The sequence below is a fragment of the Pseudomonas sp. NPDC087614 genome (assembly GCF_044743485.1).
Classification (GTDB): Bacteria; Pseudomonadota; Gammaproteobacteria; order Pseudomonadales; family Pseudomonadaceae; genus Aquipseudomonas; species Aquipseudomonas baetica_A.
In genome coordinates, this window is record NZ_JBIUWN010000088.1 from 1 (window position 1) to 21,280 (window position 21,280).

Sequence of the window (21,280 nt, forward strand, 5' to 3'; positions counted from 1 at the left end):
ACCGTGGCTGAGGGCGGCTCAATCGTCTACACCGCCACCCTGACCAACGCTGCTGGCTCGCCAGTCACCGTGACCCTGTCGAACGGCGCAGTGATCACCATCGAGGCGGGCAAAACCACCGGCACCGTCACTGTTCCGGCTCCAGCCGATGACGTCTATAAAGACGCCGGCAAAGTCGAAGCAACCATTTCGACTGCTACTGGTGGCAACTTCGAGAACCTGGTGCCGAGCACTGTCCCGGCCGTGACTGAAGTGACCGACACCATCGACACTTCGACCGTCAAACTGACGGCTGATACTTCCGTGGCTGAAGGCGGCACCGTCACTTACACAGCCACTGTTGGTGCACCGGTCACCGGCTCGCCTGTCGTGGTGACTCTGGCCAACGGTCAAAACATCACCATCGAAGTCGGCAAAACCACCGGCACCGTGACCACCACTGCGCCAAACGATGCGCTGGCCGGTAACGCACCGCTGACCAACTCGATCACGGGGGTTTCTGGCGGCAACTACGAAGACCTCGTAGCCGACAAGACCCCGGTTTCGACCACCGTCACCGACGTCGTCGACACCACCAACCTGACGCTGAGCGCCACCGACTCTGTGGCCGAGGGTGGTTCGATTGTCTACACCGCGACCCTGACCAACGCCGCGGGTTCGCCAGTGACTGTGACCCTGTCGAACGGCGCAGTGATCACCATCGAGGCGGGCAAAACCACGGGCACCGTCACCGTTCCGGCTCCAGCCGATGACGTTTACAAAGACGCCGGCAAAGTCGAAGCAACCATTGCCACCGCGACCGGTGGCAACTTCGAGAACCTGGTGCCAAGCACTGTTCCGGCCGTGACTGAAGTGACCGATACCATCGACACTTCGACCGTCAAACTGACGGCTGATACTTCCGTGGCTGAAGGCGGCACCGTCACTTACACAGCCACTGTTGGTGCACCGGTCACCGGCTCGCCTGTCGTGGTGACTCTGGCCAACGGTCAAAACATCACCATCGAAGTCGGCAAAACCACCGGCACCGTGACCACCACTGCGCCAAACGATGCGCTGGCCGGTAACGCACCGCTGACCAACTCGATCACGGGGGTTTCTGGCGGCAACTACGAAGACCTCGTAGCCGACAAGACCCCGGTTTCGACCACCGTCACCGACGTCGTCGACACCACCAACCTGACGCTGAGCGCCACCGACTCTGTGGCCGAGGGTGGTTCGATTGTCTACACCGCGACCCTGACCAACGCCGCGGGTTCGCCAGTGACTGTGACTCTGTCGAACGGCTCGGTGATCACAATCGAAGCCGGCAAAACCACGGGCACCGTCACCGTTCCGGCTCCAGCCGATGACGTTTACAAAGACGCCGGCAAAGTCGAAGCAACCATTGCCACCGCGACCGGTGGCAACTTCGAGAACCTGGTGCCAAGCACTGTTCCGGCCGTGACTGAAGTGACCGATACCATCGACACTTCGACCGTCAAACTGACGGCTGATACTTCCGTGGCTGAAGGCGGCACCGTCACTTACACAGCCACTGTTGGTGCACCGGTCACCGGCTCGCCTGTCGTGGTGACTCTGGCCAACGGTCAGAACATCACCATCGAAGTCGGCAAAACCACCGGCACCGTGACCACCACTGCGCCAAACGATGCGCTGGCCGGTAACGCCCCGCTGACCAACTCGATCACTGACGTGAGCGGCGGCAACTACGAAAACCTCGTAGCCGACAAAGCACCAGTCAGCACCACCGTGACTGACACCGTCGACACCACCAACCTGTCGCTCAGCGCCACCGATTCTGTGGCCGAGGGCGGTTCGATCGTTTACACCGCCACCCTGACTAACGCCGCTGGCTCGCCAGTGACTGTGACCCTGTCGAACGGCGCAGTGATTACCATCGAGGTGGGCAAAACCACCGGCACTGTGACTGTTCCAGCGCCGGCCGATGACGTCTATAAAGACGCCGGCAAAGTTGAAGCAACCATTTCGACTGCCACGGGCGGCAACTTCGAGAACCTGGTGCCGAGCACTGTTCCGGCCGTGACTGAAGTGACCGACACCATCGACACTTCGACCGTCAAACTGACGGCTGATACTTCCGTGGCTGAGGGTGGCACCGTTACTTACACCGCCACTGTGGGTGCTCCGGTGACTGGCTCGCCAGTCGTGGTGACTCTGGCCAACGGTCAGAACATCACCATCGAAGTCGGCAAAACCACTGGCACCGTGACCACCACCGCGCCAAACGATGCGCTGGCCGGTAACGCACCGCTGACCAACTCGATCACTGACGTGAGCGGCGGCAACTACGAAAATCTTGTGGCCGACAAAACACCAGTCAGCACCACCGTGACTGACACCGTCGACACCACCAACCTGACGCTGAGCGCCACCGACTCGGTCTCCGAGGGCGGTTCGATTGTCTATACCGCCACACTGACCAACGCCGCTGGCTCGCCAGTGACCGTGACCCTGTCGAACGGCGCAGTGATCACCATCGACGCTGGTAAAACCACCGGCACTGTGACTGTTCCAGCGCCTGCCGATGACGTCTACAAAGATGCCGGCAAAGTCGAAGCAACCATTTCGACTGCCACGGGCGGCAACTTCGAGAACCTGGTGCCGAGCACTGTTCCAGCGGTTACCAACGTCACCGATACCATCGACACCACCACCGTCAAACTCACCGCCTCCGAGTCGGCTGCTGAAGGTGGCACCGTCACCTACACCGCGACCGTGGGCGCCCCGGTCACGGGTTCGCCAGTCGTGGTAACTCTGGCCAACGGCCAGAACATCACCATCGAAGTCGGCAAAACCACCGGCACTGTGACTACCACCGCGCCTAACGACGCATTGGTTGGTCAGGCACCGCTGACCAACTCGATCACTGACGTGAGCGGTGGCAACTACGAAAACCTCGTGGCCGACAAAACACCAGTCAGCACCACCGTGACTGACACCGTCGACACCACCAACCTGTCGCTCAGCGCGACCGACTCGGTCGCCGAGGGCGGTTCGATTGTCTATACCGCCACCCTGACCAACGCTGCTGGCTCGCCAGTCACCGTGACTCTGTCGAACGGCGCAGTGATCACCATCGACGCTGGTAAAACCACCGGCACTGTGACTGTTCCTGCGCCGGCTGATGACGTTTACAAAGATGCCGGCAAGGTCGAGGCAACCATTTCGACTGCCACCGGCGGCAACTTCGAAAACCTGGTGCCGAGCACTGTTCCGGCCGTGACCAGCGTCACTGACACCATCGATACCACGTCGGTGAAACTGAGCGCCACCGGCACCGCAGCAGAAGGCGGCACCGTCACTTACACCGCCACTGTGGGCGCGCCAGTGACCGGCTCGCCAGTCGTCGTGACCTTGGCCAATGGTCAGAACATCACCATCGAAGTGGGTAAAACCACCGGCACCGTGACGACCACTGCGCCAAACGATGCGCTGACCGGTCATGCGCCACTGACCAATGCGATCACCGGCGTAACCGGCGGCAACTACGAAAACCTCGTGGCCGACAAAACCCCGGTCAGCACCACGGTGACTGACACCATCGACACCACCAATCTGTCGCTGACTGCGACCGGCACAGTGGCCGAGGGCGGCTCAATCGTCTACACCGCGACCCTGACCAACGCTGCTGGCTCGCCAGTGACTGTGACTCTGTCGAACGGCGCAGTGATTACCATCGATGCCGGTAAAACCACCGGCACCGTCACTGTTCCTGCGCCGGCAGATGACGTTTATAAAGATGCCGGTACCGTCCAGGCAACGATCAGCACAGCGACCGGCGGCAATTTCGAAAACCTGGTGCCGAGCACTGTTCCGGCCGTGACCAGCGTCACTGACACCATCGATACCATGTCGGTGAAACTGAGCGCCACCGACACCGCAGCAGAAGGTGGCACCGTTACTTACACCGCCACTGTGGGTGCGCCGGTCACTGGTTCGCCTGTCGTGGTGACTTTGGCCAACGGTCAAAACATCACCATCGAGGTGGGTAAAACCACTGGCACTGTGACCACCACTGCGCCAAACGATGCGCTGACCGGTCATGCGCCACTGACCAATGCAATCACTGACGTAACCGGCGGCAACTACGAAGACCTCGTAGCCGACAAAACCCCGGTCAGCACCACGGTGACTGACACCATCGACACCACCAATCTGTCGCTGACTGCGACCGGCACAGTGGCCGAGGGCGGTTCGATCGTTTACACCGCGACCTTGACCAACGCCGCTGGCTCGCCAGTCACCGTGACCCTGAGCAACGGCTCGGTGATCACCATCGAAACCGGCAAAACCACGGGCATCGTGACTGTTCCTGCGCCGGCTGACGACGTCTACAAAGACGCTGGCACCGTGCAGGCAACCATCACCGGCACCAGCGGCGGCAACTTCGAAAACCTGGTGACCAGCAACACACCAGCCGTGACCAACGTTACCGACACCATCGACACGACCACTGTCAGCATCACCGGCAGCACCTCGGTAACCGAAGGCCAGACCGCCAGCTACACCGTCAGTCTGACCCACCCGGCGCAAACTGAAGTGACCCTGAAAATCGTTTACAGCGGCACCGCTGCCGACGGTTCGGACTTCACCGGTGTGTACACCGTGAAGATCCCGGCGGGCGCCAGCAGTGCGCAGTTCAACGTCGCGACCATCGATGACAAGATCACCGAAGGCACCGAGAACTTCGTGGTCAAGATCGACTCGGCCACTGGCGGCAACTTCGAGAACCTCGCCGTCAGTAGCACCAATGGCAGCGTCAGCACCTCGATCATCGACAACGATGCACCGCCGGTTCTCGATCTGGACGCCAACAACTCCAGCGGCGCGACCGGTGCCGACTACAAGGTGACCTTCACCGAAAACACTCCGGGTGCGGGCGTGTCGATTGCCGACACCGACATCAGCATCACCGATCCGGACAGCACCCTGCTGACGGGCGCGACCGTCACTCTGACCAACCGTCAGGACGGCGATGCGCTGAACCTGGGCAACAGCGTCAACGGCATCACCATCAATGCCAACAGCACCAACGGCACCGTTACCCTGACCTTGTCGGGCAACGCGACGCTGGCCGACTACATGCAGGCGATCAAGAACATCAGCTTCACCAACAATAGTGAAGACCCAAGCACCGTGCCGCGGATCATCACCGTGAAGGTGACCGATGGCGGCAACTACTCCAACACCGCGACCACCACGGTTAACGTGGTGGCAGTCAATGATGCGCCGGTAGCGGCACCGGTCAACGTCACCGGCACCGAAGACACGCCGCTGATCCTCGGCTGGTCGACCTTTGGTGTCACCGACGTCGACAGCCCGGCCAGCAGCCTGGGCGTGAAAATCACTCAGTTGCCGGGTGAAGGCAAACTGCAGTATCTGGACGGCTCGACCTGGAAAGACGTCGCCACCAACCAGACCTTCAGCAAGGCCGACATCGACGCTGGCAAACTGCGTTTCATGCCGGATGCCAACGAGTCGGGCGTGAACGGTTACGGCGGCACCGGTCTGGGCAATAACCAGGCGGACTACGCACAGATCAAGTTCCAGCCAACCGACGGCCAACTGCTGGGCAACACCGGCACCGTAAAAATCGACATCACGCCGGTGGCCGATGCCCCGACCGTGAGCGTGGCCGACAACAGCGTGAAGTCCACCGGGCTGATCAAGGAAGTCTGGACCGGCCTGTCGGGCCTGGGCACCAATGGCAACGGCGCCGATTCGACCACGTTGAAAAACGTGATCGACGGCGCGGGCACACCGAACTCCAGCGGCACCGTGACCAATGTGCAGTCCGACGGCAGTGTAGCCGCCGGTACCGCCTCGAAAACATCCGGCCTGATCTATCTGGAAGCGGGCAAGACCTACACCTTCAGCGGTGTCGGCGATGACAGCTTGCTGGTGACCATCGGCGGTAAAAACGTGGCAGCCACGACGTGGGGCGCGGGCGGCAACCTCAACGGTTCGTTCACCCCGACCACCAGCGGTTACTACACCCTGGACATCTACCACCACAACCAGAACGGTCCAGGCAGCTACGACGTCAACCTGTCGGTCAACGGCGGCACGGCGATCGACCTGAGCAGCGCTGGCGTGCCGATCTACACCGGCGTGCAGGACTTGATCAACTCCGGCGTGACCGTCTCCGATCTGCACGGTACCAACGGCGAAGGCTATTACGACGGCTTCAAGCTCAACACTGGTGCCGAAGGCACCACGGTCAAACTGTCGGCGGTCTCCACTGCGCTGACCGACACCGATGGTTCGGAAACCCTGAGCGTGAAGATCAGCGGCGCACCGGTCGGCTCGGTGCTCAGCGATGGCGCGGGCCATACCTTTACCGTCACGGCGACCAGCGGCGATGCCAACGTCACTGGCTGGAATCTCGGCAGCCTGACCGTCACGCCACCGCCGTACTACAACGGCCAGTTCAACCTGACCGTAACCTCGACGTCCACCGAACAGGTCGGCGGCTCGGCGAGCAGCACGGCAACCATTCCGGTCACCGTGGTGCCGGCGGTCTACAACGCCATCGTCGCCACTTCGGCCGATGACACCGTCACCGGTACCGATGGCAACGACATCATCGTTGCCGACATCGGCGGTCTGACCGTCGTGCCGGGCACCAACTACAACATCGCATTCATGGTCGACAGCTCCGGCAGTATGAGCACCTCGTCCATCAACGCGGCCAAGGACTCGCTGACATCGGTGTTCAACACCCTCAAGCAAAGCCTGGGCGGCAGCAATTCGGGCACGGTGAACATCTTCCTGGTGGACTTCGATACCCAGGTCAACAAATCGGTGTCGGTGAACCTCAATGACCCGAACGCCCTGACCAAGCTCAAGGCCGTGCTGGACTCAATGACGTCCGGCGGCGGCACCAACTACGAGGACGTGTTCAAGACCACGGCCAACTTCTTCCAGAGCGCTGAAGCGGTGGCCAACACCGGGGCGAAAAACCTCACGTACTTCATCACCGATGGCCAGCCGACCTACTATCAGAACGGCGAGCAGACCAACCCGACGCTGTATGGCAGCGTTAAGCTCGACAGCGTGGTGACGACCAGCAACTACAAGCTGGGCGACACCTTCAGCACTTACATCGATAACACCCACTACCTGAGCATCAACAGCGCCGGCAGCGTGGTATTGCAGACGTACAAGAATGGCAGTTGGAACTGGAGCAGTCTGGGCACTATTCACGCTCAGGGCGACGGTACCTATGAGCTGTCGAGCCTGGCCGGCACCGGCAACAGCACCGACTCGTCGACCACCAGCAACTCCAACAGTAGCTTCACGCTGCTCAGCGGTCTGTCGAACGTCGAGGCCATCGGTATCAACACCGGCGTCAGCCTCAACGATCTGAAGCCGTACGACTCAGACCACACGCCGCAAACCAACATCGATCCGAAGGACCTGGCCAACTCGATCATCGGCCACACCGAAGCGACGATGCCGGGCAACGACACTGTCAGCGGCGGCAACGGCAACGACATCCTGTTCGGCGATCTGGTGAGTTTCAACGGCATTGCCGGCGAGGGTTATCAGGCGATGCAGGCGTTCGTGGCCAAGGAAACCGGCGTCGACGTCAGCAAAGTCACCACCAGCAATGTGCACCAGTACATCACCGAGCACTATCAGGCGTTCGATGTGTCCGGTGCGCATGACGGCAACGACACCCTGCTGGGCGGCGCGGGCAATGACATTCTGTTCGGCTCGGGCGGCAACGACTTGCTCGACGGCGGTAAAGGCAATGACATCCTGCTCGGTGGCACCGGCAACGACACGCTGATCGGTGGGCAGGGCAACGACATCCTGATCGGTGGTTCCGGTGCCGACACCTTCGTCTGGAAGGCGGGCGACACCGGCAACGACGTGATCAAGGACTTCAAGGCCAGCGAAGGTGACCGCATCGACCTGCGTGACCTGTTGCAGGGCGAAACCGGCAGCACCATCGACAACTTCCTGAAGATCACCACGGTCGATGGCGTGTCGTCGCTGCAAGTCAGCTCGGGCGGCAAGTTCAACTCGGGCGATACCGCCGCCGCAACGCCGGACGTGACGATCAAACTGGAAGGCAACAACTGGTCCAGCGCCAACATTCACAACCTGATTGCCGGTAGCGATCCGACCATCAAAGTCGACCACAACAACAGCTGATCCGTGAACAAAACGGCCGCCCCAATGGGGCGGCCGTCACGTTTGTGCTGTCCGGACCGGTGACGATTGCGTCGCCGCACCGCATACTCGCGTGCGGTTGGCTATGCTGCTGACAGCATGACGCGGGTTCATTTCTGAGGGATGCTCAATGTTTTACGTGCAACGCGATGCGCAAGGCCAGTTGATTCGCGTGGAAGCCACGGCCTACGCCGAGGCCACGGAAACGCTGCCCGCCGACCACCACGAAATCCAGGCGTGGTACGCCAACGAAGCCGTGGAAAACAGCCTCAAACAGCTCAAGCAGAGCGACTTTGAAATGATTCGGGTACTCGACGACCTGATTCAGGTGCTGACCCAGAAAGGCGTGATCCGCGTCACCGACCTGCCCCCGGCGGCCCAGGCCAAACTGATGGACCGGACCCAGGCGCGTGAGGCGTTGGGCGGGTTGAGTCAGTTGATTGACGAGGATGAGGGCGGGTTGATCTGAAGACTCAATCTTCAGGCCCATCCGCGAGCAAACCCGCTCCCACAGGGGAACGGGTCAACAACTCAAATCCCCCGTGGGGGCGGGCTTGCTCGCGAAAGCGGCATCCGTGACGCCGCCAAACTAAAAGATCACCGCCAAGGCTTGGGCTCACCCAAAAACTGCCCCTGTACCCCATACAGCCCCATCTCGCGAATCACCGCCAACTCCCCTTCAGTCTCCACACGCTCGGCAATCAGCGGCAGATCAATGCTGTGCGCCGCACGCTGGATCGCCTCGATGAACAAGCGTTTGTCACTCTCCTGATCGATCGCACGAATGTAGCTGCCATCGATCTTCAAGTACGCCAGCCCCAGCCGCGCCAGGTTGCCGATCATGCTGAAGCGCCCGCCGAAACGCTGCAGACTCAAGGAGAAACCAAGCTCGCGCAGACGCCGGGTCAACTGTTCCAGTACGGCTTGCTCCGGCAATTGCTCTTCGCCTATTTCCAGGGTCAGACGCTCCCCCAGATTGGAATGAGCCCGTAAAATCTCGAAGACTTTGTTCAACGCCTGCGGATCGGCCAACGTCGCGGACGACAGGTTCAGCGCCAGCGAATCCTCATGCTCCATCATCTGCTCAAGCACGCGTTCGAGCATCAGGCGATCCAGTCGCGCGGTCCAGCCAAAACGCTCCAGCCACGGCAGGAAACGCCCGGCCGCAATAGTCTGGCCCTGATCATCAAGCAACCGCGACAGCACTTTGTAGTGCAGCACAAACTGCGTGTCTTCAGCGGCCACTACCGGTTGGAAGAACAGCTCGAAACGCCGCTGATTCAATGCCTGATCGAGCAAACGGTGCCAGGCGTGGTGATCGTCGCCAACGTCAGCCGTGAAGCTGTGATCGATACACGCCCAGTTCTGCTCGCCCTGCCCCTCGGCCTGCGCCAGCGCCTGATCGCCAAGGCTGAGCACGGCTTGCGGCGAATCGCCGTGGGCAAACGGCGCCAGACCAATCGACGCCACCGCCGCGACATCGGTAGCCCCCGTGGTATGCAAGCTGCCCAGCGCGGCATCAAGGCTTTGCGCCAGTTGCAGCGCTTCCTCACGGACCAGCCCCGGCGCCAGCACGGCGAATTCACCGCCGCGAATGCGGGTGACGAGGTTCTGGGTTTCCGGGTATCTGGCGCACTCGCGGGAGAGTTGCTCGCCAACCGCTTTCAGCAACTCATCAGTGCGCTGGCCGCCAAGGCGCTGATTCAGCCCGGCCAGGTCCTTGACCCGCAATAACAGCAAGTAACCGGAGCTGGCCTGCTCCGGGTTACTCACCCGATTGTTCAACTGCATCTCGAAATAGCGCCGGTTGGCCAGCCCCGTGAGGTTGTCCTGATAGGACTCTGCACGCAGTTTTTCACTGCGCTCGGCCTGCTCCTGAAACAGCGCCTTGAGCTTCTCGACCATCTGGTTCATGGCCAGCACCACGCGCCGCAACTCGGGTGTGCGCGGTAGCTGCGGCAGGCTGAGAAATTCGCGCCGGGCAATCGCATGGGACTGCTGGACCATGTAATCCAGCGGTTTCAATTGCCGGCGCAGCAACAGCGCGCCGAGTACGGCACTGACGGCGCCGCAGATCAGCAACCAGCCAAGACTGCCCAGCGCGCTCTGCCACAGCTTGGCGAGGGCGAACATCGGGTGACTGACCACTTCAACTCTTGCCGCCTGCTCCCAACCACGACTGACCAGCGCATCACCGCCAGCGGGCTCCAGACCAATCAGTTTGACGAACCAATCGGGCACGTTGGTAACGGCAGGGATGCCGCTGCGCTCAACGATGGTCTTGTCGGTCTTCAGATCAACCACGCGGATGCTCGCGTAATAGCCGCTGTCGAAAATCGAACTGACCAGCAACTCGACCATCGCCGGATCGTCGATATTAGGCGTCAATGACAACGCCAGCGCCGTCGCCGCGTCCTGAGCGTGGGAGCGCAACTGGTTGACGTACTGGGTGCGCGAGCTCTCCAGACTGACCATGAAGCTGCCGGTGAAGGCGACCACCAGGAACAGACAGATAGCGATCAACAGCTGTTTGAACAAAGACATCTGAGCGCGTGCTCCTAGTTAATCGTTTCGACCGGGAAACCTTCGGCCTGCATTTTTTTCAGCACATCCTGCCAGCGCGACAGGCGTTTGGTGTCACCGACCTTTTTGTTGCCCTTGGCCCCCGGCAAATACAGACCTTCGGCATTGAAAGAATAGACCGGCAGCAAATCGGTCCGTTGGGACGCAGGCTGGATCGAATCGATCAGACTGTCGAGCACCAGCGGCATGGCGTCGGGCGTGGAATAGTAGGTCAGCACCATGTGCGCGCGGTTCTGGCGCAGTGCCTTGACGTAAGTGATGCGCAGTTTGTCGCTGGAAACGCCCAGGTGGCGCAGACTGAAATACTTGGCGATCGCGTAGTCTTCACAATCGCCGGCGCCCTTCCACAGCGCCTCAATCGGGGTTTCCCAATAGTCGACCTCGTGCCACAGGTCGATGTCTTCGACATAGCGCACCTGTTTGTTGAAAAACAGGTTCACCACCTTGAGCTTGTCCATTTCGCTGACCTGTTTCTGCGTCGCCAGCAGATTTTGCCAGGCATCGATTCGCTGCTGCCCTGCGCCCAGCGGTCCATAGAGTGCCGTAGCCTTGCGGCTGATCGCCGAAAAATCCCAATCGGCATGCAGACCGCCCAGCATGAGGCCGGCCAGCAGCAGTGCGCAGCCTAACCAGCGCAACGTGCGGGGGATCACGAAACGTACCGCCACAGCAGGTTTCCAGGAGGCAGGAATGAAAGCGTTTGATGGTGAAGCTTAGCCGGGGAAAAAACAATGGCACCATGAGATCATCCTCGACGCGCTAAACTTCAAATGTGACGGAGATCCTCTACACGGTTTGACAACCTGTAGAGCAATCTCTAGTGTCATTTGGATCCAAATTCAGTCGACATACAGGGTGCGTAGTCGTGACTCAGAAGCCCAAACCGCTGCAGAGCATCAAAGTCGATAGGCCGATTCCCGCTCACTTGGCTCGCTCGACGATCGAAGAAACCCTGCGTGCCGCCATCCTTGATGGTCGTTTACCGTGTGGCACAGCCCTGCGCCAGCAGGATCTCGCCGATCTGTTCGGTGTCAGCCGCATGCCGGTGCGCGAAGCTTTGCGCCAGCTCGAGGCGCAGGCACTGCTGAGCGTTACCACGCACAAAGGTGCCGTGGTGGCCCCGCTGATTCAGGGTGATGCCGCGCAAACCTACGAGTTGCGCATTCTGCTCGAGTCCGAAGCCATGCGTCAGTCGATTCCACTGCTGACCGACGCTGATCACGCACAGGCAGCCCGTTACATCGAAGCGTTAGAGGCTCAACACGATTACACGGAAATCGGCCAGCTCAACCGCCTGTTCCACATGGCGTTGTACTGCAAGGCGCCCAACCAGCGGCTGTTGCGTCTGGTGGAGGACGGGCTCAACGAAGAGGAGCGCTTCCTGCGTTTCAACCTCGACGCCATGGGCCTGGGCAAACTGTCTCAGGACGACCATCGCGCCATGCTGCAAGCGGTGATCGAGCGTGATGTCGAACGCTCGATCGCTCTGCTCGAACAGCACCTCAACCGTGGTGTCGATGTCATCACCGAGTATCTCGCCAGTTCTGCCGCGCAAAACCACAAAGCCACACGTTGATCCCTGCACGCCGGGCTCAGACTTGCAGGTCTGCCCGGCGAATAACCCGCTTACAAATCCTCCGCGCACCGGCCACAAATACGCTGGCATCCATACCCCTTCGCTCTAACCTCCCTGCGTCAATCAGCCCGAAACTTGCACCCCTGCGGTGAAGAATCGGTAATAGCCGTGGCGGCCATTTACCCTCACTCTTGAACGGCCAACCCAAAAAGAACGGGCGACGCACCGCACCGCCGGCGCAGTCCCCGCAACAGGAACCTACGGAAGGAGCCTTGTCACGGGAAAAGGAAAGAATCGGCGCCCGTCATCGCCCACTTTCATCCCTTCAAATAACTTAAATCTCTTCATCACAAAGTTGCTTCGAGTGAGGCATTCACTCTGTACATTTCATTTTGGCCTTTATTGTCCGAAAGGAGCAACTTCGCCCCAATAAAACTTATTCAAATAGTTTTATCGGGCACACTCATACTTGAAAAAACGACAACTAAAAATAATTAAAATTAGACTTGTTAATTTGTTTGGCGTTGTATTAGTTTTTCCTCGCCGAGCTTGAACTTCCCGCACCAGTGGGGCGCAGACCAACCTTACAAGTAAAGGGATGGCAACGCCCAGTCCGGCTGCCGCGCAGTTCTAGACATACATCAATCCAACTTCATTGATTTGTATGAGGCTGCCGTACGCCTGGAAAAAGAATAACAAGCCGCTGTTCCATTGATTGCGCAGTTGAAAGAGCTGTCCCATTTCACATCAAGGATAAAGGCCCGTCATGTCTCAAATAAAGCACCAACTTGCCCAGAAGAAAGCCGAACTTAGCGTTCACCCCATCTTTGGCGAAATCGACTCATTGAGTACCTTGCAACGTTTCATGGAAACCCATGTGTTTGCCGTGTGGGATTTCATGTCGCTGACCAAACGCCTGCAACAGGAACTGACTTGCACCCGTCTGCCCTGGCTGCCACCGCGTGATCCCCATGCCGCACGTCTGATCAATGAAATTGTCCTCGGTGAAGAATCCGACGACTGCCTGAGCCATGGTCATTACAGCCATTTCGAGTTGTATCTGGATGCGATGCGCGAAGTCGGTGCGAGTACCTCGGCTGTGGAACGCTTCGTCGCGCTGCAGCAAGAAGGCGTGAGCTATGACGTGGCACTGCAGAGCATCGAGATCGATCCGGCCGCCGCGCAGTTTGTCCGCGACACGTTACGCATTGCCCTGCATGCGCCGGGACACAGCGTGGCCGCTGCGTTTCTGCATGGCCGCGAGAGTGTGATCCCGACCATGTTCCAGCGCATCCTCGATGACTGGGGCATCGGCATCGAACAGGCGCCGACCTTCCGCTACTACCTGGAGCGGCACATCGAAGTCGACTCCGAGGATCACGGCCCGGCGGCGGAACAGCTTCTTGAAAGGCTCGTCGACGGCGACCCGCAGCGAGAAAGCGAGGTTTACGCCAGCGCCATTGCCGCCGTCGAAAGCCGCATCGCACTGTGGGACGGCCTGCGCCTGAGCATGCGTGAACCGTTGGCGGAGGTGGCCCGATGAATGCCGCCGATTACCAATCTTTCGCCGAGGCGTGGGAGAGCCGCGCAACCATCCGTACCCGCCCGCGACGGGTACTGGAGGACGACCAGCGCCTGATCTATCCGCTCAGCCGCCAACCGCTGGTGCTCTGCGACACCTTCCTGCGCGAATGTCCGCAACAGCGTGATTTCGCCTTGGTGCAGACGCTGTACAAGTTCATCAACGACGTGGTGATCTTCGAAACCGAAATCGTCGACAAGACCGCCCGCAGCATCGCCAAGAACCGTTTCGCCGTGCCCTTCCCGTATGCCTGTCGTTACGACGCGATGACCGTGGTGGTGGACGAGGATTACCACGCACTGGTGGCGATGGATTTCATGCAGCAAACGGTGGCCATGACCGGCATCGAGCCGATTCAGTTGCCCGATGAAATCGAGCTGAGTCGGGCGATTCCGGCTGCCGTTGCGCTGGCACCTGAGCACCTGCGCAGCGCCGTGGAATTGATCTGCGTGGCCATCGCGGAAAACACCGTGACCGGTGACGTCGCGGCGTTCGCCCGGGACGACACGGTCAAGCCATCGATCAAGGGCCTGATGGCCGACCACTTGCTCGACGAGGGTCGCCATTCAAGTTTCTGGGCGCGGATGGTGCGCATCTATTGGCACACCGCAGGTCAGGCAGATCGCGAAACCATCGCGCAGATTCTGCCGGTGTTCATCGAACATTACCTGACCAACGACATCCAGAAATCCTTCGACCTGCGCCTGATCGATGCACTGCCGGTCAACGACGCCACGCGCCACTCGCTCAAGAGCGAAATGGCCGGACTGGCCTTTCCGATCAACCGCCACCACCCCTTGGTCGGCAACATCGTGAAGTTCTTCCACAACAGCTCGCTGCTCGACACGCCGTGTGTCCAGCACGCCCTGCACGACTATCTGGTTTGAAGAGGAGGCCGACATGAAACGTCTCGACATTTTGCTGATTGGCACAAGCCAGGCCATGGCTGACCTGGCGGTGGAGCTTGAACAACACGGGCATACATTGCGGCGCAACGGCGCAGCGAAATCGACGGTGGATTTGATCATCGACGATGGCTTCATTGCAGCCGGCGATCTCTGCGCCATTCCACACCTGCATCTGCGCCTGGGTGTCGATGCACAAGGCAGTGCAGGTTTGCCGACACTCGACCTGCTGTGCTTTCTCGGCTCGTCACTGATCAGCCGCACGCCGATAGCGGATGAGCCTTCAGGCAATGGCCAATCACTGCGCCAAAGGGCCCTGGCGCATGTGGTCGACGAGGTGGCATTGCTGGTCAGCCGCTTCTCCCGTGATGAGTCATATTTCCAACAGGTTGCGTGTGTTGCTGCGCCAGACTTTGAACAGGTGCAAAACCTGCTGTTCCTCGACAGCCTGGCCTACGTTCATCGCCTCAACGCCACAGCGCACCCGGCGCTGCTGCAACAGGCACAGACTCCGCTGATCGAAGGCCTGCAACAGAGCCTGATCCGCCACGCCGAACGCCCGGCGCTACACGTCGCCGAGCAGTCGATCAGCTACCGTCAGTTGCACGCTCACAGCCAGGCGATTCAACAGCGCTTGCAGCCGCTGCTCGACCAGCATCCGCAACCGTGGGTGGTTGGCATTTGCCTGCCAAAAAGCCCTGCACTGTTTGCCTCGATACTGGCGATTCTCGGCAGCGGCGCGGTGTACTTGCCGCTGGAGCCGAGCCATCCGTTGCAGCGCCAGCAATACATCCTGGAAAACGCGGGTGCCTTGCTGTTGTTGCATGACGGTGAACATCCGCTGAGCGAAACCATGCCGGGGCTGAATGTCAGCCATATCGACAGCACAGACGCCGATCTCGGTCGCCCCCTGATGCGCCAGCGCCCGGAACTCGACGCACCGTGCATGGCGCTCTACACCTCGGGGACCACCGGGCATCCGAAGGGTGTGCTGCTCAGTCAGGCGAATCTCGCGCACTTCACCGCGTGGTACGCCGACTACACGCAACTGCAGGCCGAGAGTCGGGTGTTGCAGTTTTCTTCGCTGAGCTTCGATTCCTCGCTGATCGATATTTTCCCGACCCTGCTCGAAGGCGCCGAACTGGTGGTGCCCAATGACACGCAACGGCGTGATCCGCTGCAACTGGTCGCACTCATCCGTCGTCGGCAACTGACCCACGCGTTTCTGCCGCCAGCGCTACTGAGCATCCTGCCGCTGGAGCAACTGCAAAGCGTGCAGCAGGTGATGACCGGCGGCGATGTCTGTGAGCCGTTCGTCATCGAGCAACTGACCCGCCAGGGCACACTGCACAATCTCTATGGCCCCACCGAAGCCACCGTGCTGATCACCGCTCGCCAGCTCAAACCCGGCGACAGCAATCGAACCCTCGGCGCACCGATCGCCAATAGCCAAGTGCTGATTCTTGATGACGATCTGCAACCGGTGGCCGAGCACACCGTGGGCGAACTGTTCATCGTCGGTCCCGGCGTCTGCCTCGGTTACCTGAACAATCCAGAGCAGACTGCCGAGCGCTACTTGACCCTGAATCTGCCGGATGGCCAGCCGTTGCGCGCCTACCGCAGCGGCGACATGGCCAAGTGGGGCGAGCACGGTATCGAGCTGTGCGGGCGGCGCGACAATCAAGTGAAGATCCGCGGTTTCCGGGTCGAGCCGGAAGAGATCGAACGTTGCCTGCGCGAGAGTCAGCTGTACCGACAAATCGCCGTGGTGATCGACAGTCAGCGGCGGATTCTGGCGTTTCTCGCCCAGCCTCAATCGGACGCCGCACGTGAAGCGCTGAAGGCCCACGCCCAGCAATTTCTGCCCGACTACATGCAACCGGTGGCGTGGACTGAGCTGCCGAGCATGCCGTTCGCCAGCAACGGCAAGGTCGACCGCAAAGCGCTGCTCGATCTGCCGGTGAGCGTCCAGGACAGCGGCCCGAAATGCCTGCCGGCGAATGCCGACGAAGCCCTGCTGCTGGAGATCTGGGCGCAACTGCTGGAGCTGCCGCCCGGTGATATTTGCACCGACGAAAGCTTCTTCAATCTCGGTGGGCACTCGATTTTGCTTTCGCGGATGTTGCTGCGCTTGCGTGAGGAGTTCGGCCGCAGCATCTCGATCAACCGCTTCATCGAACGGCCAACCATCATCAAACTGGCGACGCTGGTGCGTGGCAGCGATGCCAGCACCGTGCTCAGCGCTCTGGCCATGGCCGATGCCGAACGAGCGCTGGAGATCGAGCCATTGCCGATCAGCCGCATGGGCGATGTGCACAAGGTGATCGTCACCGGCGCCAACAGTTTCGTCGGCGTACATATTGTCGAGGCGCTGCTCGGTTGGGGCGCGAGCGAAGTGGCGTGTCTGGTGCGTGATGGCGGCGGGTTAACGGCGGAGCAGCGCTTTGCACAATCGTTGCGCGAGAACCGTCTCGAACACCTGGATCTGAGTCGAGTGCGCGTCTACGCGGCAGATATCTCTCGACCGCAACTGGGATTGGCTGACGACGATTATCAACGCCTTGATCGCGAGTTCGGCGCACTGGTGCACAACGCCGCCAACGTCAATCACGTACTCGATTACGAGTCGCTGGCGGCGGACAACGTCGAGCCGATTTTCGCCTTGCTGCGCCTGTGTGAGGGGCGCAGCAAAAAAATCTTCAATTTCGTCTCGACGCTGTCGGCCTCAAGCACGGTCGATGACGCCGGCCGGGTCCTGGAACTGCCCGCCGCGCCAACGCCACCGATCTACATTCGCAACGGCTACAACCTGTCGAAATGGGTCGGTGAACGTATCCTCGAACGGGCGCGCACGCTCGGGGTTCAGGTCAATCTGTATCGCCCCGGCAATATCAGTTTCAACAGCCTGAGCGGTGTCTGCCAGCCGCACAAAAACCGCTTGATGCTGATGCTCAAAGGCTCACTCCAACTCGGTCAGGTGCCGGCCTTCGCGCTGAATTTCGACTTGATGCCGGTGGACTTTCTCGCCCGTTTCATCGCCTTCCACGCCAGCCGTTATTCGGCGCAGCGCGCGGTGTTCAACCTGCACAACCCCGAGCCTTTGAGCTGGGACGCCTATGTCGATTCGTTTCGCGAAACCGGCAATGAGTTCTCGCTGGTCAGCGTCGCGGACTGGCAGCAGCAACTGGGGCGAGTCGATGCCGACAACGCGCTGTTCGGTGTGCTCGGTTTCTACCTCAACGGCTTCGAGGAAGACATCGGCGACATCTCCCTGATCGGCCATGCCAACGCCGAGGCCGGCGTACAGCAAATGGGTGCGCACTACCCGAAAAAATCCCCGGCGCTGCTGCGTCGCGGCTGCGATTACCTGAAAGAAATCAACTTCATCTAGTTCATCAAAAAGGAGCAACACCATGAGCACTCTGCAACCAGACACCCTGATCAAAAACCCGCACGGCTGCCACGTCGTCTCTTCAGTGGAAGTGCCGGCCGACGCTGCACACGTCTGGGCGGTGGTCGGCAACTTCGGCGGTTTCGACCGGTTCATTCCGGCGCTGTCGCACATCGAAATGACCGGCGAGGGCGTGGCTTCGCTGCGCAAGAAATGCTTCAAGGATGGCAACGTGGTGGTTGAACAACTCAACTCCCGCGATGAACAGGCACGGTGCATGACCTGGACGACGATCTACAACACCTTGGGCGTGGCCAATCTGTGGGCAGCGATGAATGTGGAATCGCTGGGCGAAGGCAAGTCGCGGGCGACCTGGACGATCATTGCCGAGCCTGCCAGTGGGGGGGCCGAAGCCCTGCCGGGGTTCAAGGAGTTTGTGCAGGGGTTTGCCGATGATGCGATGGGGAATGTTTTGAAGCTGTTTGTTTAAGGCTTTGGTTTAGCGGTGACTGAACTACCGCTATCGCGAGCAAGCCCGCGTCCACAGGATCTTGGTCTTACACAAATATTGTGTGCGCCAAAAACTGTGGAAGCGGGCTTGCTCGCGAAGAACGATAACGCGATCTGACTTCAGGTCAGATTTTGAAACTGTCGACCAACTGCTTCAACCGGTTCGCCTGCTGCGACAACGCATCACAATCCTTCAACGTCTCATTGAGGTTGGCCACGCTCTGCTGATTCAACAGGTTGATCTGGTTAACGTCGACGTTGAGGGTTTCCACCACCGCGGTCTGCTCTTCGGTGGCGGCGGCCACTGACTGGTTCATACCGTCGATTTCACCGATACGCTGGGTGACGCTGACCAGGCGCAGACCGGCCTGGTTGGCCACTTCAACGCTCTGCTCGCTGGACGCCTGACTGGCGTTCATGGTGCTCACCGCTTCACGCGAACCGACCTGCAGGGAAGTGATCATCTTGTGGATCTCTTCCGCCGATTCCTGGGTGCGATGGGCAAGGTTACGCACTTCGTCCGCCACTACCGCAAAACCACGACCGGCTTCACCGGCACGCGCCGCTTCGATGGCGGCATTGAGCGCCAGCAAATTAGTCTGCTGCGAGATGCCTTTGATCACATCGAGGATGTGGCCGATGTTGTCGGTGCTGGCATTCAGGGTTTCGATCTGAGTGCACGACAGGCTGATCTTCTGCGACAACTCTGTCATTGCCAGAATGGTTTGCTCCACCACTTGACGGCCATCATCAGCCTGCTCGCTGGCACCGCTGGCGTGCTGCGAGGCGTCGGCGGCGTTACGGGCGATTTCCTGCGTGGCGGCGCCCAACTCGTTAATCGCCGCGGCCACGCTGTTGGTACGCGCACTCTGCTCATCGGAGCCGACGATCGAGGCATTGGACGATGCCATCACCCGTTGCGACAGATCATGCACATGGCGAGTGGCCGAAGACACTTCGGAAATCGACGCGTGAATCCGCTCCACGAACTGGTTGAAGGCACTGCCCAGTTCACCGAATTCATCTTTGCTCTCGACCACCAGACGCCGGGTCAGATCGCCTTCGCCCTGGGCGATGTCCTGCATTGCACGGCCCATGGTGGTCAGCGGGCGCATCAACACGTTGATCAAAAGGCTCAGCAGAAGAGCAATGGCACCCACGGCAACGAACATCGCGATCAACGCCGAAGTACGGAACTGGCTGAGTGCGGCGTAGGCTTTGTCGTGATCGATCGACAGACCGATGTACCACTCGGCATTCGGCAGATCATTGACCGGGGTGAACGACAGGATGCGTTCCTGGCCGTTGAGCACCACGTTCTGGTTGCCCTTCTCGATGCGCACGCTGGAGTTGGGGTAGATGTCCTTGAGGTTTTTCATCACCTGATCTTTATCCGGGCTGACGATCACCTGACCGTCGGCGCTGACCAGGAACGCATGACCCAAACCACCGAAGTCCACCGAGTTGATGATCTTCACCAAGGTTTCCAGACTCAGGTCACCACCGACCACGCCGAGCAGTTCACCGTTCTTTTTCACCGGCATGGCGATGGTCACCACCAGACCGCCGACGGCGGCCATATAGGGCGGCGTCAGCATGGTTTTGTCGGCGACCACTGCTTGCTTGTACCAGGGGCGCTGCCGCGGATCGTAACTGTCCGGCATCTTCGCGTCAGGACGTTGAGTGAACACACCGTTGGCCTGACCGACATAGGTGAACTGGAAGTTAGAGGTGAAGGCCGGTTGATCAACCAGCCCCGGAAAATCAGCGTCCTTGCCCTGATGGGCAACGTTCTGCGCGAGGTTCTCCAAAACCAGAATCCGCCCGCTCATCCAGTTCTGCACGCTGCTGGCAGTCAGATCGCCCGCTTGCTGCACGGAAGACTGCAGGTTCTGGCGAATGGTATTTCGCTGAAGATAGTCGTTATAGAGGGTGAACAGCGCGAACGCCAGGACCACGACGCCCGAGGCGGCCAGCAGGATTTTATGGCTGAACTTGAGATTCATTTCATGGGACTTCTTATGACAAATGTGGGGATGCGTTCCGGGATGCAACATTCCATGTAACAGCGTAAGCAGCGTTCTACTGTCTGCTCTACTTTGGTGCACGCATGTCTCACCAGTCTGTCGGCACGTTTCGCAGAAATCTTAGGGCTTTGCACGAAATGGACGTCACTTCTACCAGATTCCCGCCGAACGGTGATCCAGAACCTGTGTCGCGGAAGGTTTTCTGACCACTACTCGAGCGCCAGGCACACTGAACAAATGATGATTGCAGTGTTCGGTGTTTTTATTTGGGGGGGTTCGCCAGTGACTAGCGTTATACCAGGTGGCGCAAATGGCAGGTTCGATACATCAGCAAAGCTCATAAAGCGGGAAGCCCTGAAACGAGAAAACCCCTGACTGCGTTAGCAGACAGGGGTCTCGGAATTCGATCTTGACGATGACCTACTCTCACATGGGGAAACCCCACACTACCATCGGCGATGCATCGTTTCACTGCTGAGTTCGGGATGGGATCAGGTGGTT

The 21,280-nt window shown here is 59.8% G+C and carries 9 protein-coding genes, 1 rRNA gene and 2 pseudogenes; 7 read left to right on the top strand and 5 right to left on the bottom strand.

Features of this window, described 5'->3' with window-relative positions:
* Together ACIOWA_RS23985 and ACIOWA_RS23990 are read left to right on the top strand one after the other, a co-directional pair.
* Nucleotides 1-8,187 (top strand): annotated as a pseudogene (locus ACIOWA_RS23985) (LapA family giant adhesin); the annotation flags it as partial.
* 148 nt (nt 8,188-8,335) lie between these two features.
* Nucleotides 8,336-8,674, top strand: a complete 339-nt coding sequence (locus ACIOWA_RS23990) for a tryptophan synthase subunit beta (RefSeq protein WP_339434186.1) — start codon at nt 8,336-8,338, stop codon at nt 8,672-8,674.
* A 128-nt stretch (nt 8,675-8,802) separates the two neighbouring features.
* On the opposite strand, the gene lapD is transcribed toward ACIOWA_RS23990, so the two are convergent.
* Together lapD and lapG are read right to left on the bottom strand one after the other, a co-directional pair.
* A complete protein-coding gene (gene lapD, locus ACIOWA_RS23995) occupies nt 8,803-10,749 on the bottom strand; it encodes a cyclic di-GMP receptor LapD (RefSeq protein ID WP_401162292.1) in 1,947 nt (648 codons plus the stop codon).
* 14 nt (nt 10,750-10,763) lie between these two features.
* On the bottom strand, nt 10,764-11,456 hold the full coding sequence (gene lapG, locus ACIOWA_RS24000) for a cysteine protease LapG (RefSeq protein WP_339434188.1): 693 nt from the start codon (nt 11,454-11,456) through the stop codon (nt 10,764-10,766).
* Nucleotides 11,457-11,653: 197 nt separating this feature from the next.
* Between lapG and ACIOWA_RS24005 the strand changes: the two genes are divergently transcribed.
* From ACIOWA_RS24005 to ACIOWA_RS24025, 5 genes are all read left to right on the top strand, one after another.
* The gene (locus ACIOWA_RS24005; protein ID WP_401162294.1) at nt 11,654-12,364 is read left to right on the top strand and encodes a GntR family transcriptional regulator; all 711 of its coding nucleotides are present in this window, start codon (nt 11,654-11,656) and stop codon (nt 12,362-12,364) included.
* A gap of 766 nt (nt 12,365-13,130) precedes the next feature.
* Nucleotides 13,131-13,907, top strand: a complete 777-nt coding sequence (locus tag ACIOWA_RS24010) for a DUF3050 domain-containing protein (RefSeq protein WP_339434190.1) — start codon at nt 13,131-13,133, stop codon at nt 13,905-13,907.
* Nucleotides 13,904-14,833 carry a diiron oxygenase gene (locus ACIOWA_RS24015; RefSeq protein WP_339434191.1) on the top strand — a complete coding sequence of 310 codons (930 nt, stop codon included), beginning with the start codon at nt 13,904-13,906 and terminating at the stop codon, nt 14,831-14,833. The genes ACIOWA_RS24010 and ACIOWA_RS24015 overlap by 4 nt, the downstream gene beginning before the upstream one ends.
* A gap of 13 nt (nt 14,834-14,846) precedes the next feature.
* Nucleotides 14,847-18,242, top strand: coding sequence for an amino acid adenylation domain-containing protein (locus ACIOWA_RS24020; protein WP_401162297.1), 3,396 nt, complete (start codon nt 14,847-14,849; stop codon nt 18,240-18,242).
* 22 nt (nt 18,243-18,264) lie between these two features.
* Nucleotides 18,265-18,732 carry an SRPBCC family protein gene (locus tag ACIOWA_RS24025; protein ID WP_339434193.1) on the top strand — a complete coding sequence of 156 codons (468 nt, stop codon included), beginning with the start codon at nt 18,265-18,267 and terminating at the stop codon, nt 18,730-18,732.
* A gap of 145 nt (nt 18,733-18,877) precedes the next feature.
* Here ACIOWA_RS24025 and ACIOWA_RS24030 read toward each other — a convergent pair whose 3' ends face one another.
* The 3 genes and pseudogenes from ACIOWA_RS24030 to rrf form a co-directional block, all read right to left on the bottom strand.
* A complete protein-coding gene (locus tag ACIOWA_RS24030; protein WP_371857642.1) occupies nt 18,878-19,663 on the bottom strand; it encodes a methyl-accepting chemotaxis protein in 786 nt (261 codons plus the stop codon).
* A 69-nt stretch (nt 19,664-19,732) separates the two neighbouring features.
* Nucleotides 19,733-20,809: pseudogene (locus ACIOWA_RS24035) on the bottom strand (cache domain-containing protein); the annotation flags it as partial.
* Nucleotides 20,810-21,186: 377 nt separating this feature from the next.
* A 5S ribosomal RNA gene (gene rrf / locus ACIOWA_RS24040) occupies nt 21,187-21,280 on the bottom strand; the annotation flags it as partial.

What these genes read in the sequence shown, in the direction of transcription:
- ACIOWA_RS23990 (WP_339434186.1), top strand. Translation starts at nt 8,336, where the DNA reads ATGTTTTACGTGCAACGCGATGCGCAAGGCCAGTTGATTCGCGTGGAA.
- lapD (WP_401162292.1), bottom strand. Translation starts at nt 10,749, where the DNA reads ATGTCTTTGTTCAAACAGCTGTTGATCGCTATCTGTCTGTTCCTGGTG.
- ACIOWA_RS24010 (WP_339434190.1), top strand. Translation starts at nt 13,131, where the DNA reads ATGTCTCAAATAAAGCACCAACTTGCCCAGAAGAAAGCCGAACTTAGC.
- ACIOWA_RS24015 (WP_339434191.1), top strand. Translation starts at nt 13,904, where the DNA reads ATGAATGCCGCCGATTACCAATCTTTCGCCGAGGCGTGGGAGAGCCGC.
- ACIOWA_RS24020 (WP_401162297.1), top strand. Translation starts at nt 14,847, where the DNA reads ATGAAACGTCTCGACATTTTGCTGATTGGCACAAGCCAGGCCATGGCT.
- ACIOWA_RS24025 (WP_339434193.1), top strand. Translation starts at nt 18,265, where the DNA reads ATGAGCACTCTGCAACCAGACACCCTGATCAAAAACCCGCACGGCTGC.
- ACIOWA_RS24030 (WP_371857642.1), bottom strand. Translation starts at nt 19,663, where the DNA reads ATGGCATCGTCCAATGCCTCGATCGTCGGCTCCGATGAGCAGAGTGCG.